We start from the raw sequence: 25,178 nt of genomic DNA on the forward strand, positions 1-25,178 counted from the left end.
GGTGCAACTCCTAACCTCGGGAACAGCGGAACACGACGAGGAAAGCGAGAACACCATGCCCGTCCAGCTCAACCACACCATCGTCGCCACGTCCGACAAGGTCGCCCACGCGCGGTTCGTGGCCGACCTGCTCGGCCTCCCGGACCCGGAACCGTTCGGCCCGTTCATGTGCGTCCAGACGAGCAACGACGTCACGCTGGACTACCTGGAGACCGACGAGAAGATCGTCCCGCAGCACTACGCGTTCCTGGTCAGCGACGAGGAGTTCGACGAGATCTTCGGGCGGATCAAGGCGCAGGAGCTGCCGTACTGGGCCGACCCGGCGCACCAGGAGGCGGGCGAGATCAACACCCGGGACGGCGGTCGCGGCGTCTACTTCGACGACCCCGACGGCCACGCCCTGGAGATCCTCACCAAGCCCTACGGCAGCGGCCGATAACCACCCATTTCGCCTGCTCAGGACCCGTGAGTACGTTGAGTCGCCATAGCCATAGCGACCCAAAGTGCTCACGGGCACTGACCTGGCAGAACGTCCGGTGCGCGCTCCAGGGGATGGGATCTTCCGCCCGATCCGGTTAGAGTGTGGTCTGACCACCTGTCCGGACCATGGCGTTCGCGTCGCCGGGCGGTCGAAGGCGGCGGAAAGGAGCCACCGTGAGCGTGCCCGAACTCGATCGTCTCCGGCAACGGATCGGCGCGGAGGAGGCCCTCGTGGTGGCGTTCTCCGGCGGCGTCGACTCGGCGCTGCTGGCGGCCGTGGCACACGAGGTGCTCGGTTCGCGGATGCTCGCGGTCACCGCCGTCTCACCCAGCCTCGCCGCCGACGAACGACGGCAGGCCAAGGAGTTCGCACGCAGCCGCGGTTTCGCGCACATCGAGGTCTGCACCGACGAGGCCGACCGACCCGAGTACGCCGCGAACGACGGAAACCGCTGCTACCACTGCAAGTCCGCGCTGTTCGACGCGCTGGAGCCGCTGGCGGCCGCCATGGGCGCCGGCATCGCGCTCGGCACCAACCTGGACGACCTCGGCGACCACCGGCCCGGCCAGCAGGCCGCCGCGCAGCGCGGCGTCATCGCGCCGATGGTGGACGCCGGGCTCAGCAAGGAAGCGGTCCGGCGGGCCAGCCGGGAACTCGGACTGTCCACTGCGGACAAGCCGGCGGCGGCATGCCTGGCCTCGCGCGTCGCCTACGGCGACCCGGTGACACCCGAGGTGCTCGGCCGCATCGAGGAGGCGGAGGCGGCGATCCACCGCCTCGGCTTCGAGGTGTGCCGCGTGCGGGCGCACGGCCAGGGCACGGTGGCCCGGTTGGAGGTCCCGGCGGCCGACATCGACCGGGCCGCGACGCGGCGCGAAGAGCTGGACCGCGCGGTTCGCGAGGCCGGTTTCCAGTTCTGCGCGCTGGATCTGGCCGGATTCCGAAGTGGACGGATGAACGTGCTGCTGCCGCTGCTACCGGCCCGGACCGCGTCATGACCGGGTTCACCGATCTCGGATACGCGCGGGTCGACACCGACCGGGAATCCCGGCAGGGCCTCCCCGAGGTCGTCTACGCGCCCGGCAAGCAGCCCGAAGAGATCGCCGGCATCGTCGCCGAACTCCTCGCCCGGGGCACCGGCCCGGTGCTGGTGACCCGCGTCGAGGCCGACGTCGCCGCGGCGATCGCGGTGCCCGGCGGCACCTACCACGAGACCGCGCGGCTGCTGGTGTGGCGGCCGGCGGCGGCCGGGGCGTTCCGGGTCTGCATCGCCACCGCGGGCACCTCGGACTGGCCGGTGGCCGCCGAAGCCGAGGCGGTGGCGGCCGCGATCGGGCTGTCCACCGAGGTGGTCCGCGACGTCGGGGTGGCCGGGATCCACCGGCTGCTGGCGGCCCGCGACGAGCTCGACCGGGCCGACGCGGTGATCGTGGTGGCGGGCATGGAGGGCGCGCTGGCCAGCGCCGTCGGCGGGCTGGTGGCCTGCCCGGTGATCGCGGTGCCGACGTCCACCGGTTACGGCGCGGCTCTGGAGGGCGTGACGGCGCTGCTGGCCATGCTGACGTCCTGCGCGGCGGGCCTGACCGTGGTCAACATCGATTCCGGGTTCGGCGCGGCGATGGCCGCGCACCGGCTGGCCCAGGTGGTGGCGAAACCGCGATGATCCTCTGGCTCAACCCCGTCACCGGCGTCTCCGGGGACATGCTGCTCGGCGCGCTGCTCGGCCTCGGCGCGCCGCTGGACCGGGTGCGCGCGGCCGTGGAGTCGACCGGGCTGCCGGGCTGGCGGCTGTCCATCGAGCAGGTGCAGGTCAACGGCATCGCGGCGACGAAAGCGGTGGTGGCCGTCGACGACACCAGCACCGAACGGCACGCCTCGGAGCTGATCGCGCGAGTCCGGCAGGCCCGGCCCGGACACGTGGCGGACCTGGCCGCCTCGGCTATCACGGCGATCGCCGAAGTGGAAGGCGCCCTGCACGGCGAGCACCCGGACGACGTGCACCTGCACGAGATCGGCGGGCTGGACACCGTGGTGGACACCGTCGGCGTGGCCGCCGCGCTGCACACCCTGGGCATCACGGCCGTGCATTCCGCGCCGCTGGCGCTGGGCAGCGGAACGGTGCGGTGCAGCCACGGCGTGCTCCCGGCGCCCGCTCCGGCGACCCTGCGGCTGCTGCGCGGCGCGGCCGTCGTCGGCACCGACCTGCCGGGCGAGACGGTCACGCCGACCGGCGCGGCCCTGCTGCAGGCGATCGGCACCCGCTTCACCCCTCCCCTGGCGATGACCGTGCAGGACACCGCCTACGGCGCGGGCACGCGCCAATTCTCCCAGCGCCCCAACGTGCTTTCGGCGACGCTCGGGGTGCCGCTGGGCGCCGAACCGGCCGAGCCGATGGTGGTCCTGGAGTGCAATGTGGACGATGTGACCGGCGAGGTGCTGGGGCACGTGATCAACCGCGCGCTGGAGCGCGGCGCCGCGGACGCCTGGACGACGCCGGCGACGATGAAGAAGTCCCGCCCGGCCCAGGTGCTGCACGTGCTGTGCCGCCCGGAACTGGAATCCGGGCTGTCCGATCTGGTGCTGGCGGAAACCGGCAGCCTCGGGATCCGCCGCCACGCGGTGGACCGCCGAGCCCTGCCCCGCCGGACCACGACGGTCACGGTGCAAGGCCACCAGATCCGCATCAAGCACGGCCCCCACCACGCGAAACCGGAGCACGACGACGTCGCAGCCGCAGCGGCCGCCCTGGGCCGCCCCCTCCGAACCGTCGCGGCCGAAGCTCTCGCCGCCGCTGAACCCGTGAAGGGTGATCAAGCGAACGGCCTATTCACCTCCTCTAACGGCACAAACGGTCCGTTCACCTCATCCGCATAACCGAAGCCCGGCGAAGCGAACGGGCCGTTTACGCCGTCTAGCGAGGCGAACAGGCCGTTCGCTCCGAATCACCCGTTGGGTGGCGCCGAATCATCCACAGGACACGGACCTATCCACAAATCTGAAAATAGCCCTGGTGGCCGTAGTCCGTTGCGCGTCACAGTGAATCGCATGCCAAAGCGAACACTGATCGACTGGGATGCGGTCGCGACCCTCGCCAGCCACAAGATCATCACGACGAGAGAACTGGACCTGCTCGGGGTCCCGCGACGAACAGTTCATCGACGAGCAAGCAGGGACGGCCCCTGGACCCGCCTGCTCCCAGGCGTCTTGTTGCTGAGCAACGGCACGCCCACAACGCGTCAGCGACTGGAGTCCGCACTGCGCTACGCAGGAGAAGGCGCGCAGCTGACCGGGCTTGCAGCCGCCGAGCTGCACGGGCTCCAACGGCTGCCGCCGTTCTCAACGGTGCATGTGCTGATACCGGAGGCACGCAAACGAGCATCCACCCACTACGTGGTCGTAGAACGAACCTCACGCCTTCCCGACCCGAAGATCCGCTCCGGGTTCCCTGCAGCGCCGCTCGTGCGAGCCGTCCTCGACGCGGCGCGGCGGCTCACCGACATCGACCAGATTCGCGCACTGCTGGCCGAGCCGGTTCAACGAAGAATGGTCGAGCCCCCGGCCCTCGCCGAAGAGTTGGACGAAGGCTCGGGCCGGGGCACTGCTCGTTGCCGGGTCGTCCTCCGTGAAATGCTCGACAATGTCCATTCGCCGGCGGAGGGCTGGGCGTACCGACTGCTGCAGCACAGCGATCTTCCGCAGATGCAATGGAATGTCTGCCTTCTCGACCCGGCCGGGAAGCTTCTGGGAATCCCCGATGGCTGGTTCGACGACGCCGCGTTGGCGTGGCAGATCGATTCTCTCGAATACCACTTGTCACCGACCGACTACGAGCTCACCGTGCGTCGGCACACGGCTATGACAGCAGCCGGGATCGTCGTGGTGCACACGCTCCCCTCACAGCTCCGAACCGAACCCCGAAAAGTACTGGCACAGCTGCGCAACGCCTACCAACAGGCGCTGCGCCGCCCACGCCCACCTGTCACCGCCGTCACCAGGATCAAGTGAAGGAGGTGAACGGCCTGTTCACTCCTCCTAGCGAGGCGAACAGGCCGTTCACATCACCCGGGCCGAACCATTTCGGTTGAGGTGAACGGACCGTTTGTGTCGTCTAGCGAGGTGAACAGGCCGTTCACTTCTCAGCCACGAACGCGAGGCCGGGGTCGTGGGAGGCTGCGCGAGGGGCCCGTCGGTGCCAGACTCCCAGGTCATGGACTGGGAGCAGGTGCGTGCGTGGGTTGCCGGGTACGAGCGGGCCTGGCGCACTCCGGGCGTCGACGCGCTCGCCGGGATCTTCTCCCCGGACGCGAGCTATCGGCAGGCCCCCTACCTCGAACCCGTCGTCGGGCTCGCCGCCATCGGGCGGATGTGGGAGGCCGAGCGGGTCGGGCCCGATGAGGAGTTCCAGCTGACGAGCAGCCCCGTGGCGATCGAAGGCGACACCGCCGTCGTCCGCGTCGAGGTCCGCTACGGCGGTTCGGTGCCGCAGGAGTACCGGGACCTGTGGGTCATCCGGTTCGCCCCGGACGGGACGTGCCGGGCCTTCGAGGAGTGGCCGTTCTGGCCCGGCAAGGACTACCGCGCCGCGCCCGGCTGACGCGCCGATTCTTCGCCCAGCGGTCGCCGGATGGTCACCGCCGCCTCACCGCCGCAGGAAGCACGGCCATCACGATGATCACGTGCAGGACGCGATCACGGCGGGCCCGCGCGGCCCGCGGAGAACACGGACCCTCGCGGTGCTCGGCGATTCGGTCGCCGTGGGCATGGGCGACCCGGTGGCCGGCGGCTGGCGCGGATTCGCCCCGCTGCTGGCCGAGGCGCTCGGCGCCGCGGAGCTGGCGAACGTGGGGGCGAGCGGCGCGCGCATCGCGGCCGTGCACGACGCCCAGCTGCCCGCCGCGCTGCGGGCCGCGCCGGATGCCGCCGTGGTGATGGTCGGCATGAACGACACCATGCGCTCCGACTTCGACGCGGGCCGCCTGCGGCGGCAGCTCAACGACGTCGTGCGCGCGCTCGCCGCCGCGGGCGCGGTCGTCGTGACGATCCGCTACCACGACCACGGCCGGGTCTTCCGGCTCCCCGGGCCGCTGCGCAAGGCGCTGGCCAGGCGGATCGGCGAGCTCAACCGGATCTTGGACGCCGTCGCCGCCGAACACGCCGCCGGCGTCGTGGACCTGGACCGGCTGCCGGGCGCCTACCACCCGGCGACGTGGAGCGTGGACCGGCTGCACCCCTCCGAGCTCGGGCACCGGATGCTCGCCGCCGCGTTCGCCGACCGGTTCGCCGCGGCCGGGCTGGCCGTGCCGGGCACGGTGTCGCTGGAGTGCTCCGGCGGCGCTCGTGTCAGCGGACTCGCCCACCTGCGGTGGCTGCTCGCCAAGGGCGTCCCGTGGCTGTTCGGCCGCGGCCACCACCTCCTCCGGTACTCCCTGAAGACCCTCCTGCGCGCCGCGCTGCCGCCCCGCCGCAACATTCCGTCCATTGAGGACTCAGAACGCGGCGCGAACCCGGAAAAGCCGCTCAGGAACGTCGCCGCGCCGGACTAGGATGCGTTCGACCGATCTCTGAACGGAGACGCATGTTCAGCCATCCTCTCACCGAAGACGCCGCGCTGACGCCGCTCGAGCCCTGGCAGGCCGTCGAGTTCGCCGCCCACGCCGAGCGCTACCGCGACCACCTGGCCCCGTGGATGCCGTGGACCGAGATCGTCACCGACGAGGCGTCCGCCCGGGCCTACCTGCAGAGCTACGCCGACCGGCAGGCCGCCGACGAGGGACGCATGTACGGGATCCGGCTGCGCGGCGACCTCGTCGGCGGGATCCTGTTCCGGATCTTCGACGTGCCTTCGGGCGTCTGCGAGCTCGGCGTGTGGCTCGCGCCGGAGGCGCAGGGCCGGGGCCTGATCACGCGGGCCGCGACGCACCTGATCGGCTGGGCCATCGGGGTGCGCGGCATGAGCCGCGTCGAGTGGCGCAACGACGCGGACAACCACCGGAGCAAGGCGACGGCACAGCGCCTGGGCATGACCCTCGACGGCGTGCTGCGCGAATCCTTCCTGTACCAGGGCCGCCGCCGCGACGTCGAGGTCTGGTCCCTGCTCGCCTCCGACTGGCGCTCCCGGTCGTAAGAAGTGATTTCTTCAATGGGCTTGCGTGGCGGTGCGGGTAGCGGCCCCCCTGCGGGAGTTGCAGACGCCGCCTGGCTGTGGGATCCGCGACTTACGCATGTCCAATACGCGGCGTCGGGGACTGGCCTCGCTCAGCAGCCCAGCAAGGGCGGGCGCAGCCTGAGAACCCGCGGCGGTGCGAGCTGAGTCCCTCACCGCATGCGGCTGCCGCCGCATTCTGGAAGGACCCGTAAGCCGATCCGCGCCCGGACGTCACCGGGCGAGCTCGCGGTAGCGGTCGACGGATTGGCGCATGCCGTGATCCGGATCGGCGTCGTAGGTGCCGTCCGGGTTCCGCAGCCCGAACGACTGCGGGACGTACAGCGAAGAGCACGAGGGGTTCTCGTCGGCGAGGCGCCGGAACTCCGACCAGGCCCGGTCGTACCCGGCGATGTGCGCGCGGATGGCAGCCGTGTCGTAGCTGCCGGTCCGGTCGCCCGCGAAGCCGCGCAGCATCGCGCCCCAGCCGTGGTGGATCACTCGGTGCAGCAGCAGCCCATACCTGCTCGAAACCCGCAGGTACTCGCGGGTTTCCGGATCCGGGGGCCGGATCCGGGCGGCCAGCCGGTCGATGCGGGCCCAGATCGCCACCGCCGCCGCCTTCTCCGCCAGCGCCGCGTCCACCAGCCCGGCGTCGAGCACGCGCTGGAAGTCCTCGGTCAGGTCCTTGTCCGAGCCGCCCAGGAACTGGTCCCGCAGCCACGTCGTCCGGCCCAGCTCGAACACTGTGCTGTAATGCCCGCGCAGCACTCCCGCGGCCGAAACCAGCGCGAGCCACCGGAAACGACCTCTGTCCACTGCGGACATACCTAGTCGCCGTCCGTGCTCGTCGAAGATCGACCGCTCGGCGCGCCCGGTGTCGCGCGCCCACCGGCTCACCACCGCGAAGTTGACGTCGCACCAGAGCTCGTGCTCGATGTACGGCCCGCGCCAGCCGCCACCGCGCGACCACGTCCAGATCCCGCGCAGGTTCGGGTGATCCCGGATGTCGGCGAGCCCGTTGGGCCCGGTCGCGCCGGCGTTCTCCTCGAACCCGTTGAGCACGCCGTCGCCGATGTAGTTCGGATGCGCGCCTTTGCCCTCGTACTCCCGCTGGCACTGCACCTCCACGACCTGCGGGTGCCTGCCGATGGCGAGCGTCGGGTTGAACGCCCTGGTGCGCCAGTAGTCGCCCTGGGTGTGCTTGATGGAGAAGATCAGGTTCGGGTGCGGCGCGACGCGGTCGGTGACGCTCAGGTAGTACGCCGGATCGGTGTGGAAGCCGTCGAACGACCACGTGCGGTAGAACAGCAGCTTGCCGCGCTTGGCGCAGACCTCCTCGCGGAGGATGTCGAGCAGCAGCAGGTGGCTCTCGGCGCCGCGGGTGACCGGGTTGTTGCCGGTGTGGTGCGGCGTGTTCGACAGGTACGTCTCGCCGGTCCGCACCACCAGCCCGTCCAGGCCCGGGAACCGGTCGAAGACCTCGGCCAGCATGATCCGGTGGATCTGCCTGGTCAGCGGGCGGTCCAGGGAGATCCGCCCGTCGCCGTCGAGGATCTCCCCGGCGTGGAGCTCCACCAGGCGCTTCGGCAGCACGATGATGTCGGTGAAGTACAGCGCCCGCAGGCCCGCGCGGTGGATCTGCCGGATCCGCTCGTCGATGGTCGCGGCGTTCCACTCGACCCACGTCCTGGCGTCCGAGCCATGCGGGAAGATCCGCTCGTCGAAACCGTGGAAGGTGACGGCGGTGTGCGGCGGCCGGAACTCGTTGACCACCTGCGCGTTGTGGCCGTGCGAGGCCAACGTCCGCGGGTCGTTGTAGGCGCTGCGCGTCGGCGGTTCGCCCGGGTTCGAGTGGACCATGTCCATGAGCCAGTCCAGGCGCCGCGAGTCGCGCGCTTGCGCCATGCCGCCGGGCAGCGCCGCGCCGGCCGCCACGAGCCCACCGGCGAGCAGCGCGCCGCGCCTGCTCAGCGGCATCATCGCTCCGGGTGGAGCTGGCCGGCCGGGATGATCTGCTGCGGCGTGTTCGGGCTGGTCCACAGCAGCTTCGCGACGCCCTCGTCGGTCTCCTTCTTCATCTCCATCCGGATCGCGTACCGGCGACCCGCTTCGAACGGGATGGCCGCGTCGTCCACCGCCGGTCCGTGCTCCGACCAGTTGTCGATCACCAGCCGGTCAGGATCGCGGGAGTCGGCGAACCGGTGCGCGAACCAAACTCAAAAACCCGGTGTACTTCCAGTCTTGACGTCCTCTCCTTTTGAAAGAAGGAGATTCCTCGAAGTCATGCTGCGGCGGTGGCATTCGAGGATGGTTCACGCATCCGGCTACCTGATCGGGTGCCTCGCCCTTTCGGACTGCGCGTGCTCCGCGAACCAGCGCGACCGCCCGAGCTGGTTCCCGCCCATCCGGCGGTGCTGAGTGCCCGATCAAGGATGGTGTGCGCAGCGTTGCTGTCAGCGTGTTCGGCATGCCCGCAAGCGATGCACGCGAACAACCTGCCGCACCCCTGCCGCGAGCCAGGGTCCCGCACACCACACTCGCGGCAGGTCTGCGACGACCCCGGTGCGGGAACCGCGACCAGCTCACTGCCGTACCAACGAGTCTTGTATCCGAGCTGGCGTCGGATGTCGAACCATCCTTGATCAGCAATGCTGCGGTTGAGCCCGGCCTTCTGGCGAACGTTGCGGCCAGGCTGTTCGGCGGTACCCTTCGCCGAGCGGAGCATGTTGCGGACCCGCAAGTCCTCCACCGCGATCAGGCCGTGGTTTTTAGCCAGGTCCGTGGTGAGCTTGTGGTTCCAGTCCGCACGACGGCGGGCCTGCCGACCTTTGAGAGCTGCGATCTGCCCCAGGGTCTTGCGCAGCCGGGTTGAGTAATTGCCCTGGTTGTGTTTCTTTGCGTACGCGAGCTGCCGTGCCTTGCGCTGCTCCAGGCCTTGTAGCCGCTTCTGTTCACCGGGGGTGAGGGTATCGGGCCGCTGACGCGCCCGATCCTCGCCGGAGACAAACACCGAGCACGCGATGCCCATATCTACACCGACCGGGGTGCCGGTGTTCACAGGTCGCTCGGCCAGTTCGGCTTGGTGGACACCGAACGCGACATGCCAACCCAGACCGTCACGGGAGATCGTGGCATTGCGGACAGTGCCGCCGAGCGCGCGACACGACCGGAACCGAACCCATCCGACCTTTGGGAGCTTCACCTGTGCCATACGGCGTGACACCTTCCGCACCCGCACAGCCTGGCCAGGGAACGTGATCCCCTGCCGGCGGGATTTCTTCTTGAACTGCGGGAACCCCGCCGGGTGGTTGGGGTTCCAGAAATTGTCATACGCCGCGTCGAGCTGTCTAAGGACCTGCTGTGCGCACTGGGCAGGCAAATCCTGCAGCCAGTCGAAGTCACGGCGGACTTCGGTCAACTCCGCACACTGCTCCGCCGCGCGCACCGTCTCGCGTCGTGCGGAGTTGTACGCCCAGATTCGTTGAGCAAGAGCGGTGTTCCACACCGCCCGGCAGGTATGCGACCACGACGCAAGCCGCTCCGCCTGCGCCCGATTGGGATACAGGCGGAGCTTCACCGCCGTGTTCGCCTTCACGGAGATCATCGTCTCATTTGAAGTACGGACCTTGACAACCGGTCCCGCGCCGGGCGACATGCGGTCTTTCTTATCCACACTCAATTCGTCTTCGCCGCGAGGTATCAGCGCCCGGTGTTCATTTGCTCCCGCCTTCCGTAACTGGAGGAGATCATGTGTGGGCGGTTCGCCAAGGCTCCGACGCGAGGGTTCGCGCTCAACAGCAATGCCACCCGCGTGCACCCGCCCATGAACTTCGCACCCGAGATCACTGTCGACTGTTCACGACTATGAACAGCAACAGGGAAGACACTTCCGCCCTTTGTTGACGATGTGCTGAGGAAGACCGAACCGCGCGCCCTACCTGGACAGGAATCTGTCCAGGGTGATCGGCAGGTCCCGGACTCGGATGCCGGTGGCGTGGTGGGCTGCGTTGGCGATCGCCGCCGCCGTTCCCACGATGCCCAGCTCGCCGATCCCCTTGGCGCCCATCGGGTTCACGTACGGGTCGTGCTCGTCGATCCAGTCCGCCTCGATGTCGCCGATGTCGGCGTTGACCGGGATGTGGTACTCCGCGAAGTCGTGGTTGACCACGTGCCCGAACCGGGGGTCGACCACGCTGTGCTCGTGCAGCGCCATGGACAGCCCCATGGTCATCCCGCCCAGCAGCTGCGAGCGCCCGGTCTTGGCGTTGATCATCCGGCCGACCGCGAAGATCCCGAGCAGCCGCGGCACCCGGAGCTCCCCGGTCGCGGCGTGCACCCGGACCTCCGCGAACTGCGCGCCGAAGCTGTGCATGGACAGCTGCCCGGCGTACGGGTTGTCCGGCAGCGCCCCGGTGACCTCCACGCCCTCGTCCGGGACCGGTTCCCCGGCCGGCAGCTCGGTGCGCAGCCGGCGGGCCGCGTCCACGATGGCCGAACCCCAGCACAGGATGCCGGTCGACCCGCCCGCGCCGGTGGCGTAGGGCAGGTCGGTGTCGCCGATGCTCAGCGCCACCTCGGACATCCCGACGCCCAGCGCGTCGGCCGCGATCTGGGTGAGCGCGGTCCACGCCCCGGTGCCGATGTCGGCGGCGCCGATGAGCACCCGGTAGCGGCCGTCCGGCCGGGCCTGGATGATGGCCCGCGAGCCCGGCATGCTGAACACCGGGTACGTCGAGGCGGCCACCCCGGTGCCGACCAGCCACGGCCCGTCGCGGTGCGCGCGCGGCGCCGGATCGCGCCCGGCCCAGCCGAACCGCCGCGCGCCCTCGCGCAGGCAGGCGACCAGGTTCCGGCTGGAGAACGGCCGACCGGTCTCGGGGTCGGTGTCCGGCTCGTTGCGGATGCGGAACTCGACGGGATCCAGGCCGCAGGCGATCGCCATCTCGTCCATGGCGACCTCCAGGCCGAACATGCCCGGCGCCTCGCCGGGCGCGCGCATCCACGACGGCACCGGCACGTCGAGCTCGGCCAGCCGGTGCGTGGTGCGGCGGTTCGGCGCGGCGTACATGACGCGCGTGGGCACGGCGGTCTGCTCGGCGAACTCCTTGATCCGGGAGGTCTGCTCGACCACGTCGTGGCTGATCGCGGTCAGCACGCCGGAGGCCTCGCAGCCGAGCCGGATCCGCTGGATGGTGCCGGTGCGGTAGCCGACCACCGAGAACATCTGCTGGCGGGTCAGGACGAGCTTCGCCGGTCGCGGGGCGACGAGCTGCGCGGCCATCGCGGCCAGCACCACGTGCGCGTGCGGCAGCCCCTTGGCACCGAAGCCGCCGCCGGTGTGGGGGCAGACCACGTGGATCCGGTGCGGTTCCATGCCGAACAGCGCCGCGATCGTGTCGCGCACCCAGTGCACGCCCTGCGTGGAGTCGTAGAGGGTGAGCTCGTCGTCGGTCCACATCGCGATGGTGGCGTGCGGTTCCAGCGGATTGTTGTGCTCCTGCGGCGTGGTGTAGGTGGCGTCGACGACCACCGCCGCGGTGGACAGTGCGCCGTCCACGTCGCCGTCGTCGGTGTCGGTCGGGAAGCCGCCGTTGACCTCGCCGGGCTTGACCAGGTCGGTGCGGGCGGGGTGGAGGGAGACGTCGTGGGTGCGCGTCTCGTAGCTCGGCCGCACCAGGTTCGCCGCCCGCCGGGCGGCCTCCGCCGTCTCGGCGAGCACCGCGCCGATGAACTGCCCGCGGAAGGCGACCTCGGGCGACTGCAGGATCGCCAGTTCGGCGTCCTTGGTCGAGGCCAGCCGCGGCGCGTTCTCGTAGGTCAGCACGCCCAGCACGCCGGGTTCGCGCATCGCCGCCGCGGTGTCGATGCCGGTGATCCGCCCCAGCGCGATGTCCGACTGCAGCGGGAACACGTGCACCGGCCGCTGGACCGGGTGCTCCGCCGCGTACAGCGCGGCGCCCCGGACCTTCTCGTCGCCTTCGATGCGGTCGACGGGCGCGCCGATCAGGCTGGTCGTGGCGGTCATCGCCGCACCTCCGCGAGCTCGGCGAGGACGTCGACGATCATGTTGCGCGTCAACGGGATCTTGAACTCGTTGCCGGGCAGCGGCCGTGCGTCGGCGAGCTCCGCATCGGCGGCCTCCCGGAACTTCTCCTCGGTCGCAGCGGCTCCGCGCAACACCATCTCGGCCCGCGTCGCCCGCCACGGCTTGTGAGCGACGCCGCCCAACGCCAGCCGGACGTCGCGCAGCTCGCCGTCGGCGACGTCCGCGGTGGCGGCCACCGACACCAGCGCGAACGCGTACGAGGCGCGGTCGCGGGCCTTGCGGTACCGGGAGTTCACCGCGAAGCCCAGCGACGGGATGTCGATCGAGGTGATCAGTTCGCCGTGCTCCAGGACGGTGTCCCGCTCGGGCTCGTCGCCGGGCAGCCGGTGCAGCCCGACCAGCGGGATCGCCCGCTGCCCGTGCGGCCCCTGGGTGTTCACCACCGCGTCGAGCGCGACCATCGCCACCGCCATGTCGGACGGGTGTGTGGCGACGCACGCTTCGGACGTGCCGAGGATCGCGTGCTCGCGGTGGAAGCCCTCCCGCGCCGAGCAACCCGTCCCGGGCTCCCGCTTGTTGCACGGCGTCGTCACGTCCTGGAAGTAGACGCATCTGGTGCGCTGCAACAGGTTCCCGCCCGTTGTCGCGAGGTTGCGCAGCTGGCCGGAGGCGCCCGCGAGGACCGCCTGCGAAAGCATCGGGAAGCGCTCGCGGATCACCGGATCGGCCGCCAGAGCGGTGTTGGTGACGGCGGCGCCGATGCGCACGAACTCGGGGTGCTGCTCGATCCGGCCGGAGGTCAGCCGCCGGACGTCCACCAACACGTCCGGCTGCTCGACCTCCAGCTTCATGAGGTCCACGAGGTTGGTGCCGCCGGCCAGGAACGCGGCGGTGGGCGTCGCGGAGAGGGTGTCCACCGCGGTGGCGACGTCGGCGGCGCGCTGGTAGTGGAACGGCTTCATCGCTGCGCCACCTCCGCGATGGCCGGGACGATGTTGGCGTACGCGCCGCAGCGGCACAGGTTCCCGCTCATCCGTTCGCGGATCTCGTCGGCCAGCCCGGCGCCGTCCGCGGTGACCGCGCTCGGCTCCCCGTCGCGCATCTCGCACAGCACGCCGACGGCGGAGCACACCTGGCCGGGCGTGCAGTACCCGCACTGGAAGGCGTCGTGCTCGATGAACGCCCGTTGCACCGGGTGCAGGTCGGCGCCGACGAGGCCGTCGGCGGTGCGGAACTCGGCGCCGTCGAAGGCCACCGCGAGCATCAGGCAGCTGTTGACCCGGCGGTCACCCATCAGCAGGGTGCACGCACCGCACTGGCCGTGGTCGCAGCCCTTCTTCGCGCTGGTGATCCCCAGCGCTTCCCGCAGTGCGTCGAGCACGGTCATGCGCGTGTCGACGGTGAACCGGTGCTCGGTCCCGTCCACGACGAGGGTGATCTCGGTTTCCACGGTCCCTCCCCTCGAACCCGTTCGACAGGCGTACCCGGGAGGCCGCCGAGTCACTCACGCCACTCTGGACCAGCTCAGGCGGGGTTGCCGGGATGCGGAAAGTCGCTGGCGGATCGCGCGTCCTCCAGGCCGGCCCAGGGGTCGGTCTTCTGCGCCAGCCGCCGCGCCATGTTCGCCAGGCCGTAGGACCGGGGCGCCGCCCGGCCGAGCTCGTCGAGGTCCAACGGGGTGGCGGCCGGGGCGCCCGGGCGGGCTCGCAGCGAGTAGGGCGCGATCATCGTCTGGCCATAGGCGTTGCGGTTGGTGTCCAAGAAGATCCGGTCCCCCCGCTTGTCCTTCCGCTGTTCGACGGTCAGCCGGTCCGGCTCGTCGCGCGCGGCCTGCTCGGCGAGCTCCCGGATGGCCGCCCGGACCTCGTCGAAGCCCCGCTCGCCGCGCAGCGCGGCGGCGACGTGGAACCCCTTGCCCCCGGTGGCCTGCACGTGCGGCGACAGACCGGCGTCCCGGAACCGCTCGCACGTCCGCCGCACCACGGCGCGGAGCTCCGGCAGACCGGCGCCCTCGGGCGGATCGAGATCCAGCACGGCGAGGACCGGCCGGTCCAGATCATCCACCATGGACAGTCCGATGTGGAACTCCAGGCACGCCTGACCGGCCAGGTAGAGCAGGGTAGGCGCGTCGTCGACGACGACGTGGTGCACCGTGCCCGGCTCGCCCCGCTGCGGCACGGCCGCCACCCGCACCCAGTCCGGGAAGTGGTCCGAAGCCTCCTTCTGGAAGAACCCGCCGGAACCGATGCCGTCCGGGAACCGGCGCAGCGTCATCGGCTTGCCGCGGGCGTGCTCGATCATCACCTCAGCTACGGAGCGGAAGTATTCGATTACATCCCGTTTCCGGTACCCGTCGTCGGGGTAGAGGACCTTGTCCGGGTTGGACAGTTCGATCCGCCGCCCGTCGACCTCCACCAGCGCGGTCACCGGCCGTCACCGCAGCTCATCGTTGGCCCGGCCGGTGAGCACCGGCCCCGGCTCGCCACCGGGGGCTCCCCGGACCACGCGAGATCGCGTTTGCGGCGGTAGGTCGCCAGGTCGTTCTCGGCCATGTCATCCGCGTACCCGGCGGGCAGCCCGATCAATCGGATGGCGGGTACGGCCGTTCGCGCGATGTCCGTTGACCGTGCAGCGGCCTCTCATTGAGACGATCGGGTGAAGTGTGGAACTCCGGGCCGCCGCATTTGGTCCTATGGGGCAAGAACCGACTGGGGCCGAGCCCGGGAGAAGACCTATGCAGCAGCACGTGCACGCCGAACTGATCGGCGGCCCCGAAGACGGCCGCTCGTTCATCATCCCCGCTCCGGACAGGGATTTACCCCTCGGCCAGTTCACCTTCCCGTCCCCGCGCGACGGCGAAGCGCCCTGCGCCCGCTACGACCGGCACGACCGGCGCGCGGACGGCGTGTGGCGCTACCAGTACGCGGGCGAGCACAACATGCTCCGCTGACGTCGCGTCCCCAGTCCTCAGTGGATCCTCCCCGGTCACGTCGCGTGACCGGCGCGGTCACGCCGCGTTCGCGAATCGGTCCAGCCGGGCGCGCGGTGAATAGTTAGCCTGCATAAGGAATTCCGCGCGGCACCAGTCCAGGAGGAACCGTGTCCCTCACCGAGCGAATCAGCAAGGCGATCGCCGCCCCCGCCACCGACGACGCCTTCGATCCGAACGCCGAACTCGCCGACCTGCTGGCCGGCGTCGGGCTGGACCCGGCGGACTCCGGTGGGCGCGTCCCCTTCCGCGGCGCGGACCCGGTGGTACCGAGCCCGCTGCGGCTGGGCGGGGCCGCGGCCATCGCGCTGGCCGCCAAGTCGGTCGTGATGGCCAAGATCTGGCAGCTGCGCGGCGGGCGCGGCCAGGACATCTCGGTGGACCTGCGCACGGCCCCGCACCGGCTGTGCCCGTTCTACGACCGCCGGTGGGAGCTGCTCAACCGCTATCCCGGCGCGAGCCCGGCGAACCCGAGCAACGCGCTGGGCTTCGCCTTCTACCGCACCGCCGACGACCGGTGGGTCATGCCGCTCAACCCGTACCCGAAGCTCAAGGCGGGGGCGCAGAAGCTGCTGGGCGTGCCGGACGACGCGGCGGCGGTGGGCCGCGCCATCGCCGGCTGGCGGGCCCGCGACCTGGAGGAGGCGGGCGAGGCCGCGGGCGTGGTCATGCCGATGCTGCGCAGCCCGGCGGAGCTGCTCGCCGAGGTCCAGTACCGCGACTTCTTCGCCGACATGCCGCTGATCGAGATCACCAAGATCGGCGAGAGCGACCCCGAACCGTTCCGCTCCGGCAGCGCGCCGCTGGACGGCGTCCGCGCGCTGGGCATGGGGCACGTGATCGCCGGGGCCGGCGCCGGACGCGCGCTGGCGCTGCACGGCGCGGACGCGCTCAACATCTGGCGCCCCGGCGAACTCGAGCACGACATCACGTACATCACCGCCAACGTCGGCGTCCGATCGGCCACAGTGGACCCGTACCGGGCGGAGGGCGCCGCGCTGATCCGGCGGCTGCTCGCCGGTGCCGATGTGTTCTACGCCAACCGGCGGCCCGGCTACCTGGAGTCGATCGGGCTGTCGCCGGAGGAGGCGGCCGCCACCCGCCCGGGCATCATCCACGCCACCGCGATGCTCAACGGCAACGCCGGGCCGTGGGCGCAGCGGGTCGGCTTCGACCAGTCCGCGGGCAGCCTGGTGGGGATGATGAACCTCGAAGGCGACGGCGAGACGCCGGCGCTGCCGCCGATCCTGGTGGTCAACGACTACATCGTGTCGTGGCTGCTCGCGCTCGGCGTCGGCCAGGCGCTCATCCGCCGCGCCACCGAGGGCGGCAGCTACCGCGTGCACGTCTCCCTGACCCGGGCCGCCCTGTGGATCCTGAGCATGGGCATCTTCGACCGCGACTACGCCCACGCCGTCGCGGGCACCGGCGAGGAGCACGCCTACCTGGACCCGGAGACCTTCACCGCCGACACGCCCCTCGGCCGCTACCAAGGCGTCACCGACCAGGTCCGCATGTCGGAAACCCCGGGCGCCTACCGGCACGTCCTCCTCCCCCGCGGAGCCAGCCGCCCCGAGTGGCTCCCCCGCTGATGAGCCCGTGCGCACTTCGTGCTGCTATGGCGACACGAAGTGCGCACGGCTCCCGGGTGCCCCTCGCCGCCGGTGACGGGGTGGTGTGACAGGGTTCGGGCATGCGGATCGCTACCTGGAACGTCAACTCCGTCGGCGCCCGGTTGCCCAAGCTGCTCGACTGGCTGGGCAAGGCCGAACCGGACGTGCTGTGCGTCCAGGAGCTCAAGTGCGCCGCCGACGCCTTCCCGGTCGACGAGGTCGGCGAGCTCGGCTACGAGGTCGCCGCGCACGGCGCCGGGCGCTGGAACGGCGTGGCGGTGCTGTCCCGGGTCGGCATCGACGAGGTGCGCCGCGGGCTGCTCGACGAGCCGGGCTTCCAGGCCGACGGCGCGATGTTCGAGACCCAGGAGCCAAGGGCGATCGGCGCGACGTGCGGCGGCGTGCGGGTGTGGTCGGTGTACGTCCCGAACGGCCGCGAGGTCGGGCACCCGCACTACGCCTACAAGCTGCGGTGGCTCGACGCGCTGCGCGCCACCGCAATCGAGGAGTTGGCCGCCGACCGGCCGTTCGCCGTGCTCGGCGACTTCAACATCGCCCCGACCGACGCCGACGTCTGGGACATCGCGGCCTTCGAGGGCAGCACCCACGTCACCGAGGACGAGCGCAAAGCGCTCGCCGCGCTCGCGGAGACCGGGCTCGCCGAGGTCTACCCGCGGGCGCTGAAGTACGACGTGCCGTTCACCTACTGGGACTACCGGCAGCTGCGCTTCCCGAACAACCAGGGCATGCGCATCGACCTGGTCTACGGCAACGAGCGCTTCACCGGTGCGGTCGCCGACTCCTACGTCGACCGCGAGGCCCGCAAGGGCAAGGGCACCTCGGACCACACCCCGGTGGTCGTCGACCTCGACCTGTAACCCGCGCCGCCACCAGGCGGAGGCTCGATCTCACCGCTCGGGTTCGAACTCGTCGAAGATCAGCCAGGTGTGGCAGTTCCGGACCCCGGGCAGCGACTGGATGTGGTCGAAGACCAGGTTCCGCAGCGACCGGTTGTCCTCGGTCCGGACCCGCACCACGAAGTCGAAGTCCCCGGCCACCAGCGCCACGTGCTCGACGCCGCTGGTCGCGGCCAGCCGCCGGGACACCTCGGGCCAGGCGCCCTGCTCGATGGACAGGCCGATGAGGGCCGCCGTGCCCCGGCCCACCTTGACCGGGTCGACCCGCGCGTGGAAACCCGTGATCACCCCGCTGGAGATCAGCCGCTCCACGCGGCTGTGCGCGTTGGTGCGGGAGATGCTCACCCGCTCCGCCAGCGTGCGGACGGACATCCGCCCGTCCCGGCCCAGCTCCTCGACGATCCGCGCGTCGATCTCGTCCAGCGCCGGTGCCGATCGTCCGGACCGGCCGCCCCGCGAATCGATCCCGATGGACGTTTGGTCGGCCATGTTGCTTCCTCTATGCCGTTCGTTCCGATTATCCGGCCATGACTTGTATCACGTGACCTATCTGGCCGACCATCTCAAGCCAGTCGTCCTGAGGAGGTTACGGCCGTGGAATGGCTTCCGTCGAGCAGCCCGGTGCGGCTGCTGGAGCAGCCCGATCCGAAGTACCCGATGCCGGAGCCCGCCCGGCTGCTGGCCGCCTACCGGGCGATGGTGCTCGGCCGCCGGTTCGACGCGCAGGCCACCACGCTCACCAAGCAGGGCCGGCTGGCGGTGTACCCGTCCTCGCGCGGCCAGGAGGCCTGCCAGGTCGGCGCGGTGCTGAGCATCGGCGCCGATGACTGGCTGTTCCCGACCTACCGCGATTCGGTCTCGCTGGTGGCGCGCGGCATCGACCCGGTCGAGGTGCTGACGCTGCTGCGCGGGGATTGGCACTGCGGGTACGACGTCCCGGCGACCCGCACCGCGGCGCAGTGCACGCCGCTGGCCACCCAGACGCTCCACGCGGTCGGGCTGGCCCACGGCGAGGCCCGCAAGGGCAACGACACCGTGGCGATGGCGCTGCTCGGCGACGGCGCCACGAGCGAGGGCGACTTCCACGAGGCGCTCAACTTCGCCGCCGTCTTCCGCGCGCCGGTGGTCTTCTTCGTGCAGAACAACGGGTACGCCATCAGCGTCCCGCTCGCCAAGCAGTCGGTCGCGCCTTCGTTGGCGCACAAGGGAATCGGCTACGGGGTGCGCAGCGAGCAGGTCGACGGCAACGACGCCGCGGCGGTCCTGTCCGTTTTGGACAGTGCGGTGGCGCACGCTCGCGCCGGGAACGGCCCGTTCCTCGTCGAGGCGCACACCTACCGGATGGAAGCGCACACCAATGCCGACGACGCGTCGCGGTACCGGCCGCCCGGGGAGGTCGAGCACTGGCAGCAGCGGGACCCGATCGGCCTCCTGGAGCGCCACCTGCGCGCCGGCGGACACCTCGACGACGCGGCGGTGGAGCGGATCGCCGCGGAGGCCGAGGAGTTCGCCGCCCAGGTGCGCACTCGCATGCAGCAGGAGCCCGCGGTCGATCCCGAGGACCTCTTCCGGCACGTCTACGCCGAACCGACTCCGCAGTTGACCGAGCAGCTCGCCCAGCTCCAGGCCGAACAGGAGACGCTGTAAGAAAAGATTTCAAATTGGGGCTTGCGCGGCGGTGCAGGTAGCGGAACCTCAGACGCCGCCTGGACTCCGGGATCCCCGACTTATGTATGACCAATACACGGCGCTGGGGCTGTCCTCGCCAAACGACGCCTGAGAACCCGCGGCGGTGCGAGCTGAGTCCCCCACCGCATGCGGCTGACGCCGCATCCTGAAAGGACCTCTAAATGGCACCGACCAGCATGGCTCAGGCGCTCAACGCCGCGCTCCGCGACGCCATCGCCGAGGACGAGCGCGTGGTGGTCTTCGGCGAGGACGTCGGGCGGCTCGGCGGCGTCTTCCGGATCACCGACGGCCTGCAGGCCGAGTTCGGCGAGGACCGCTGCTTCGACACTCCGCTGGCCGAATCGGGCATCGCCGGGTTCGCGGTGGGCATGGCGATGGCCGGCTTCCGCCCGGTGGTGGAGATGCAGTTCGACGCCTTCGCCTTCCCCGCGTTCGAGCAGGTCGTCTCGCACATCGCGAAGATGCGCAACCGGACGCGCGGCGCGGTCGGCATGCCGATCGTCATCCGGGTTCCGTTCGCGGGCGGCATCGGCGGCGTGGAGCACCACTGCGACTCCAGCGAGGCCTACTACGCGCACACCCCGGGCCTCAAGGTCGTCGCGCCGGCGACCGCCGCGGACGCCTACTCGATGCTGCGCGAGGCCATCGACGATCCCGATCCGGTGGTGTTCCTGGAAGCGAAGAAGCTCTACTGGTCCAAACAGGACATCGAGCTGCCGGCGAAGGCGGAGCCGATCGGGCGCGCCGCGATCCGCCGGCCGGGCCGCGACGCGACGCTGATCGCCTACGGCCCCGGCGTGCCGCTGGCCATGGAAGCCGCCGCGGCGGCCGAGGAAGAGGGCTGGGACGTCCAGGTCGTGGACGCGCGCAGCCTGGTGCCCTTCGACGACGAGACGATCACCGAAGCCGTCCGCGGCACCGGGCGTTGCGTGGTGCTCCAGGAGGCTCCCGGATTCGCCGGTGTGGCAGCGGAAATCGCCGCGCGAGTGCAGGAGCGCTGCTTCCACTCGCTGGCCGCGCCGGTGCTGCGCGTCGCGGGCTTCGACGTGCCGTACCCGCCGCCGAAGCTGGAGCACGTGCACCTGCCGGGCGTCGACCGGGTGCTCGACGCACTGGACCGGCTGCAGTGGGACGACCAGCCGGACGCGAAGTGGCTCGGCGGAGCCCGGAGCCAGGAGGACGCCGCATGACGCGCTCCGCGGAGTTCGCGCTGCCCGACCTCGGGGAGGGCCTGACCGAGGCGGAGATCGTCCGCTGGCACGTCGAGGTCGGCGACCGGGTCGAGGCGGACCAGGTCGTCGTCGAGGTGGAGACCGCCAAGGCGGTCGTCGACGTGCCCTGCCCGCACGCTGGTGTGGTCGAGACGTTGCACGGCGCCGCCGGCGACGTGCTGGCCGTGGGCGCGCCGCTGACGACCATCGCGTGCGACGACTCGCCGCACGAACAGCACCGCACCGAGGAGCGGGCCGGTTCGGGCAACGTGCTCGTCGGCTACGGAACCGGCGCAGCGGCCACCCGCCGACGCCGCCGGGCGCACACCACGTCGCGCACGCTGCGAAGCGCAGAGCCTCAGATCGCGTCGGCCGCGCCGAGCCCTAACGGCGCTCCGCGCGTGCTCTCGCCGATCGTGCGCCGGCTCGCCAAGCAACACGGCGTTGATCTGTCCAATGTGGTCGGCACCGGGCCGAGCGGTGTCATCCTGCGCCGCGATGTGGATTCCGCGGCGCGCCCCGAACCGCCCCAGCGGGACGGCGAGATCCGCACGCCGCTGCGCGGTCTCCGCGGCGCCGTCGCCGACAAGCTGGCCCGCAGCCGCCGGGAGATCCCGGACGCCAGCACGTGGGTGGACGTGGACGCGACCCGCCTGCTGGAGGCCCGCGCACTGCTCAAGGAGCGCGCGGACATCAGCCTGCTGTCGCTGATCGCCCGCTTCTGCGTGGCGGGCCTGCGGCGGTTCCCGGAGCTCAACGCCTCGGTGGACACCGAACGCGGCGAGATCGTCCAGTTCCGGCACATCAACCTCGGCTTCGCCGCGCAAACACCGCGCGGCCTGATGGTTCCGGTGGTCCGCGACGCCCACGAGATGAGCACGGCGCAGCTCTCCGAAGCGATCGCGCACCGCACCGTCCTGGCCCGTGCGGGAGACCTCGAACCCAAGCACCTCACGGGCGGCACGTTCACGCTCAACAACTACGGCGTGTTCGGCGTGGACGGCTCCACCCCGATCATCAACCACCCGGAGGCGGCGATCCTGGGCGTCGGCAGGATCATCGACAAACCCTGGGCCCACCAAGGAGAACTGGCCCTCCGGAAGGTGACCCAGCTGTCCTTGACGTTCGACCACCGGGTCTGCGACGGAGCAACGGCAGGAGGCTTCCTCCGCTACATCGCGGACTGCGCCGAAAACCCGATCGCAGCGCTCGCCGACCTCTGACCACCCCAGCGGTCGACTCGGGTGGGTCAGCGTCCGGTGGCGCCGTCGATGAGTTCGCGCAGGATGTCGGCGTGCCCGGCGTGGCGCCCGGTTTCCTCGATCAGATGGGCGAGGGTCCAGCGCAGGGACGGTGCCGCGCCAGGCCGCCCGCCCGGGCGCGGTCCGGCCGCGGCGAGGTCGGGGCAGGCGGCGATCGCCTCGTTCGCGCGGGCCGTGGTTTCCCGGTAGGCGAGGAGGATGTCGTCGGCGCTTTCCTCCGGTTCCGGGCGGAAGGTCGCTGCCCAGTCGGTGACCGGATCGCCGAGCAGCCAGTGGCGTTCGACGTGGGTGAGGTGCTTGACGAGGCCGAGGAGGTTCGTTCCCGACGCCACGCCGGGCGTGCGGACCTGCGGTTCCGGGACGCCGTGCGTCTTGGCGATCACCGAGTCGCGCAGGTAGTCGAGGAAGCCCAGCAGCACGTCCTTCTCCCCGGTCCCGGTCTTCGGGGGGCCGGCGTCGCGACGGTGCTCGGCGGGGCGGTGCATCTGCGGCATGGTCGTCCTCTCAGATCGGGGCAGGATGGGAGATCAGGCCGCCTCCCGGCGGATGACCAGCACGTTGTCGACGACGGTCGCGGTCTGGCCGCCCGGTCCCGTCGCGTGCCGCCTGGGCATGTCCGCGCGCTCGACGCGCCACCGGGCCTGGTCGAGGGCCAGCTCGGCGGACACCTCGTCCGGCGTGGGGTAGTAGGCCCCGGGGTCCTGGTTCCAGGTCCAGGGCGCCGCGGAGCCGTGGTCGACGACCACGAGCCGCCCGCCGGGTCGCAGCGCGTGCGCGGCGGTGCGCAGAACCCGGGCCCGGGGCAACGCGAACGGCGTCTGGAAGTACTGGGCGGACACCAGGTCGAAGCTGCCCTCCGGGAAGTCCTCCGCCAGGTCGACGCATGCCACGGACACCATCGCTTGCAGGCCGCGCGCCCAGGCGTTCTCGGCGAGGCGACGCACGGCGTTGGCGGAAATGTCGACCGCGGTCACCCGCCACCCGCGACCGGCCAGCCAGAGCGCGTCACCGCCGGCCCCGCAGCCCAGGTCCAGGGCAGTGCCCGGGGTAAGACCCCCGGCGATCTCGGCCAGCACGGGATTCGCCCGGCCGGTCTGGGCAGGCCGGGGATCGCGGTAGAGCTCGTCCCAGAAGCCGGCGGCGTCGGCGCCCGTCGTCGTACCGGTGGAATCCTGGCCCATTGTCGGTTTCTCCCTCGTGCCGGCTATTGGGTACGGCAACCACCTTCACGCGCAGACGACACCGATTGCACGGAACCTTGCCGAACCGGCAAGACTGGGGGGCATGAGCGAGGAAATAGAGGGCGTGCTGGACGCGGTCGGGCCACGGCTGCGTGCGTTGCGCCGGCAGCGCGGCAGCACCCTGGCCGAACTCGCGGCGAAGACCGGGATCTCGGAGAGCACCCTGTCCCGCCTGGAAAGCGGGCGGCGGCGGGCGAACCTGGAGCTGCTGCTACCGCTGGCCCGCGCCTACGACGTCCCGCTCGACGACCTCGTCGGCGCTCCCCGCACCGGTGACCCGCGGATCCATCTGCAGCCGATCCACCGCCACGGCATGACCTTCATCCCGCTCACCCGCAGGCCCGGCGGGGTGCACGCGTACAAGATGCTCATCCCGAGCCGCACCGAGCCGGCCGAACCCACCCTGCAGACCCACAGCGGATACGAGTGGCTCTACGTCCTCAATGGACGGTTGCGGCTGGTGGTGGGCGAACGGGATCTGATCCTTCCGCCGGGCGAGGCCGCGGAGTTCGACACCACGCTGCCGCACTGGCTGGGGTCGGCCGACGGGCGCACGGTCGAATTGCTCATCCTGTTCGGACTGCAAGGCGAACGCGTCCACGTCCGGCCGCGCACCCCGTGAACCCGACCGCACCGCGGCGCCTGCAACGCCTCCCGATCGCAGCCTGCTCGACGAGCACGCCCGGCCGGAGCCCGGCAGGAACTTCCAATTTTGCCTAAAATTGGACGATTCCTGCCGCGCCTGGCTGGTCAGGCCTCCGGGGATTCGGCTGTGGCGTGGTCGTAGTAGCCGAGGACTCCGCGGGCTCCGTGGAGGGCGAAGTCCGCTTCCGGGGTCGCCGGTTTTCCCGCCGTTTCGATGATTTCGCGCAGCGTCACGTTCACCAGGTCGTCGAGCGCTCGCCAGCGCGCCGCCGGGTCCGCGCCCTCCCGGGTGTCCTGAGCGAAGTCGTCCTCGCTGCGGCGCAATCCCTCGCGCAGTTGCCGGATCAGCTTCATGAACGTGCCTTGGCCGCGCCCGGGCACCAGGTCGTCGGCGCGGGACGCCAGCAGGCCCGCCATGTAGGCGATGTCCTCGACGTGGTCGCCGAGCCACTTGCGGCGCCGGTAGATGCCGCCCAGCTCCGGCCATCGCTTGCGGGCCGCCTGCCGGGACCGGCCGGTGACCGTGCTCAGGTCCGCGAGGCTCGCGCCGAGCCACACCGTTTCCGCCGCCGCGGCGGCGGTGTTGCGCCCCGCCGCCTCGGCCATCAGCTCCTCTGCCTCCAGCGCTGCGCGGAGCCTGCCCAGCGCGGCCACCCGGCGCTCCTGCTCGTCGCCGAAGTCGCTGCCCTTCGGGCCCGGGTCGATCGCCTCGACCGGCACCGCGTCCGCCATCTGCCGCACCAACCGCCCGGCCTCTTCCGCCGACATGTCCGACCTCCTTGTAAACCTTGGGTTCACAGTATCAATGTGAACCCAAGGTTTACAACCGGACCTTCACCGGCGTCAGCCGTCGTCCTCGGCGAACTCCTCCATGAGTCTCCGGCTAGCACGGAACAGCTCAGCGAAGCTCGCGAACTTCAAAGCCAGACAGAGCCGTGA

General features: G+C 70.9%; 26 protein-coding genes. 15 read left to right on the top strand and 11 right to left on the bottom strand.

Going from position 1 to position 25,178, the window contains the following annotated elements; all coding sequences use genetic code 11:
* Positions 1-55 precede the first annotated feature (55 nt).
* The 8 genes from AC07EQ_RS01855 to AC07EQ_RS01890 all read left to right on the top strand — a co-directional run bounded on the left by AC07EQ_RS01855 (position 56) and on the right by AC07EQ_RS01890 (position 6,605).
* Positions 56-439, top strand: a complete 384-nt coding sequence (locus tag AC07EQ_RS01855; RefSeq protein ID WP_358571832.1) for a VOC family protein — start codon at positions 56-58, stop codon at positions 437-439.
* Between the two features lie 215 nt (positions 440-654).
* Positions 655-1,479, top strand: coding sequence for an ATP-dependent sacrificial sulfur transferase LarE (gene larE / locus AC07EQ_RS01860; RefSeq protein ID WP_478386042.1), 825 nt, complete (start codon positions 655-657; stop codon positions 1,477-1,479).
* Positions 1,476-2,144 (top strand): nickel pincer cofactor biosynthesis protein LarB, encoded by a 669-nt coding sequence (gene larB / locus AC07EQ_RS01865; RefSeq protein ID WP_478386043.1) that lies wholly within the window; start codon positions 1,476-1,478, stop codon positions 2,142-2,144. Before larE ends, larB begins: the two co-directional genes overlap by 4 nt.
* Positions 2,141-3,355, top strand: a complete 1,215-nt coding sequence (larC, locus tag AC07EQ_RS01870) for a nickel pincer cofactor biosynthesis protein LarC (RefSeq protein ID WP_478386044.1) — start codon at positions 2,141-2,143, stop codon at positions 3,353-3,355. Before larB ends, larC begins: the two co-directional genes overlap by 4 nt.
* Before the next feature lie 171 nt (positions 3,356-3,526).
* Positions 3,527-4,486 carry a hypothetical protein gene (locus AC07EQ_RS01875; RefSeq protein ID WP_478386045.1) on the top strand — a complete coding sequence of 320 codons (960 nt, stop codon included), beginning with the start codon at positions 3,527-3,529 and terminating at the stop codon, positions 4,484-4,486.
* A gap of 184 nt (positions 4,487-4,670) precedes the next feature.
* The gene (locus AC07EQ_RS01880) at positions 4,671-5,075 is read left to right on the top strand and encodes a YybH family protein (RefSeq protein ID WP_478386046.1); all 405 of its coding nucleotides are present in this window, start codon (positions 4,671-4,673) and stop codon (positions 5,073-5,075) included.
* Between the two features lie 82 nt (positions 5,076-5,157).
* Positions 5,158-6,024, top strand: coding sequence for a GDSL-type esterase/lipase family protein (locus AC07EQ_RS01885; RefSeq protein WP_478386047.1), 867 nt, complete (start codon positions 5,158-5,160; stop codon positions 6,022-6,024).
* 32 nt (positions 6,025-6,056) lie between these two features.
* On the top strand, positions 6,057-6,605 hold the full coding sequence (locus AC07EQ_RS01890; protein ID WP_478386048.1) for a GNAT family N-acetyltransferase: 549 nt from the start codon (positions 6,057-6,059) through the stop codon (positions 6,603-6,605).
* Between the two features lie 252 nt (positions 6,606-6,857).
* Here AC07EQ_RS01890 and AC07EQ_RS01895 read toward each other — a convergent pair whose 3' ends face one another.
* The 7 genes from AC07EQ_RS01895 to ligD all read right to left on the bottom strand — a co-directional run bounded on the left by AC07EQ_RS01895 (position 6,858) and on the right by ligD (position 15,099).
* Positions 6,858-8,603 carry a hypothetical protein gene (locus AC07EQ_RS01895; protein ID WP_478386049.1) on the bottom strand — a complete coding sequence of 582 codons (1,746 nt, stop codon included), beginning with the start codon at positions 8,601-8,603 and terminating at the stop codon, positions 6,858-6,860.
* Positions 8,603-8,794, bottom strand: a complete 192-nt coding sequence (locus tag AC07EQ_RS01900) for a hypothetical protein (protein ID WP_478386050.1) — start codon at positions 8,792-8,794, stop codon at positions 8,603-8,605. The genes AC07EQ_RS01895 and AC07EQ_RS01900 overlap by 1 nt, the downstream gene beginning before the upstream one ends.
* A 113-nt stretch (positions 8,795-8,907) precedes the next feature.
* The gene (locus AC07EQ_RS01905; protein ID WP_478386051.1) at positions 8,908-10,230 is read right to left on the bottom strand and encodes an RNA-guided endonuclease InsQ/TnpB family protein; all 1,323 of its coding nucleotides are present in this window, start codon (positions 10,228-10,230) and stop codon (positions 8,908-8,910) included.
* Positions 10,231-10,560: 330 nt separating this feature from the next.
* The gene (locus AC07EQ_RS01910) at positions 10,561-12,651 is read right to left on the bottom strand and encodes a xanthine dehydrogenase family protein molybdopterin-binding subunit (RefSeq protein ID WP_478386052.1); all 2,091 of its coding nucleotides are present in this window, start codon (positions 12,649-12,651) and stop codon (positions 10,561-10,563) included.
* Positions 12,648-13,634, bottom strand: a complete 987-nt coding sequence (locus AC07EQ_RS01915) for an FAD binding domain-containing protein (protein ID WP_478386053.1) — start codon at positions 13,632-13,634, stop codon at positions 12,648-12,650. The genes AC07EQ_RS01910 and AC07EQ_RS01915 overlap by 4 nt, the downstream gene beginning before the upstream one ends.
* A complete protein-coding gene (locus tag AC07EQ_RS01920; protein ID WP_478386054.1) occupies positions 13,631-14,122 on the bottom strand; it encodes a 2Fe-2S iron-sulfur cluster-binding protein in 492 nt (163 codons plus the stop codon). The genes AC07EQ_RS01915 and AC07EQ_RS01920 overlap by 4 nt, the downstream gene beginning before the upstream one ends.
* Before the next feature lie 74 nt (positions 14,123-14,196).
* The gene (gene ligD, locus AC07EQ_RS01925; RefSeq protein WP_478386055.1) at positions 14,197-15,099 is read right to left on the bottom strand and encodes a non-homologous end-joining DNA ligase; all 903 of its coding nucleotides are present in this window, start codon (positions 15,097-15,099) and stop codon (positions 14,197-14,199) included.
* A gap of 307 nt (positions 15,100-15,406) precedes the next feature.
* Between ligD and AC07EQ_RS01930 the strand changes: the two genes are divergently transcribed.
* The 3 genes from AC07EQ_RS01930 to AC07EQ_RS01940 all read left to right on the top strand — a co-directional run bounded on the left by AC07EQ_RS01930 (position 15,407) and on the right by AC07EQ_RS01940 (position 18,152).
* Complete coding sequence (locus AC07EQ_RS01930) at positions 15,407-15,622, top strand: hypothetical protein (RefSeq protein ID WP_478386056.1); 216 nt, start codon at positions 15,407-15,409, stop codon at positions 15,620-15,622.
* A 149-nt stretch (positions 15,623-15,771) separates the two neighbouring features.
* Positions 15,772-17,253, top strand: a complete 1,482-nt coding sequence (locus AC07EQ_RS01935) for a CoA transferase (RefSeq protein ID WP_478386057.1) — start codon at positions 15,772-15,774, stop codon at positions 17,251-17,253.
* A 101-nt stretch (positions 17,254-17,354) separates the two neighbouring features.
* Positions 17,355-18,152 (top strand): exodeoxyribonuclease III, encoded by a 798-nt coding sequence (locus AC07EQ_RS01940; RefSeq protein WP_478386058.1) that lies wholly within the window; start codon positions 17,355-17,357, stop codon positions 18,150-18,152.
* Between the two features lie 30 nt (positions 18,153-18,182).
* Here the strand turns inward: AC07EQ_RS01940 and AC07EQ_RS01945 are convergent, their stop codons facing one another.
* The gene (locus tag AC07EQ_RS01945; RefSeq protein ID WP_478386059.1) at positions 18,183-18,680 is read right to left on the bottom strand and encodes an Lrp/AsnC family transcriptional regulator; all 498 of its coding nucleotides are present in this window, start codon (positions 18,678-18,680) and stop codon (positions 18,183-18,185) included.
* A gap of 105 nt (positions 18,681-18,785) precedes the next feature.
* On the opposite strand from AC07EQ_RS01945, the gene AC07EQ_RS01950 reads away from it, so the two are divergent.
* The 3 genes from AC07EQ_RS01950 to AC07EQ_RS01960 all read left to right on the top strand — a co-directional run bounded on the left by AC07EQ_RS01950 (position 18,786) and on the right by AC07EQ_RS01960 (position 22,314).
* Positions 18,786-19,838 carry a thiamine pyrophosphate-dependent enzyme gene (locus tag AC07EQ_RS01950; protein WP_478386060.1) on the top strand — a complete coding sequence of 351 codons (1,053 nt, stop codon included), beginning with the start codon at positions 18,786-18,788 and terminating at the stop codon, positions 19,836-19,838.
* Positions 19,839-20,041: 203 nt separating this feature from the next.
* Positions 20,042-21,070: an alpha-ketoacid dehydrogenase subunit beta gene (locus AC07EQ_RS01955; RefSeq protein ID WP_478386061.1), complete on the top strand. Its 1,029-nt coding sequence runs from the start codon at positions 20,042-20,044 to the stop codon at positions 21,068-21,070.
* Positions 21,067-22,314, top strand: a complete 1,248-nt coding sequence (locus tag AC07EQ_RS01960) for a dihydrolipoamide acetyltransferase family protein (RefSeq protein WP_478386062.1) — start codon at positions 21,067-21,069, stop codon at positions 22,312-22,314. Before AC07EQ_RS01955 ends, AC07EQ_RS01960 begins: the two co-directional genes overlap by 4 nt.
* Positions 22,315-22,340: 26 nt before the next feature.
* Here AC07EQ_RS01960 and AC07EQ_RS01965 read toward each other — a convergent pair whose 3' ends face one another.
* Positions 22,341-22,847 (bottom strand): DinB family protein, encoded by a 507-nt coding sequence (locus AC07EQ_RS01965; RefSeq protein ID WP_478386063.1) that lies wholly within the window; start codon positions 22,845-22,847, stop codon positions 22,341-22,343.
* Between the two features lie 33 nt (positions 22,848-22,880).
* A complete protein-coding gene (locus AC07EQ_RS01970) occupies positions 22,881-23,534 on the bottom strand; it encodes an SAM-dependent methyltransferase (protein WP_478386064.1) in 654 nt (217 codons plus the stop codon).
* A 103-nt stretch (positions 23,535-23,637) separates the two neighbouring features.
* On the opposite strand from AC07EQ_RS01970, the gene AC07EQ_RS01975 reads away from it, so the two are divergent.
* Positions 23,638-24,216: a helix-turn-helix domain-containing protein gene (locus AC07EQ_RS01975; protein WP_478386065.1), complete on the top strand. Its 579-nt coding sequence runs from the start codon at positions 23,638-23,640 to the stop codon at positions 24,214-24,216.
* A gap of 128 nt (positions 24,217-24,344) precedes the next feature.
* Here AC07EQ_RS01975 and AC07EQ_RS01980 read toward each other — a convergent pair whose 3' ends face one another.
* Positions 24,345-25,007, bottom strand: coding sequence for a hypothetical protein (locus tag AC07EQ_RS01980; RefSeq protein WP_478386066.1), 663 nt, complete (start codon positions 25,005-25,007; stop codon positions 24,345-24,347).
* Positions 25,008-25,178 lie beyond the last annotated feature (171 nt).

Source organism: Saccharopolyspora sp. NPDC045839 (genome assembly GCF_056431645.1).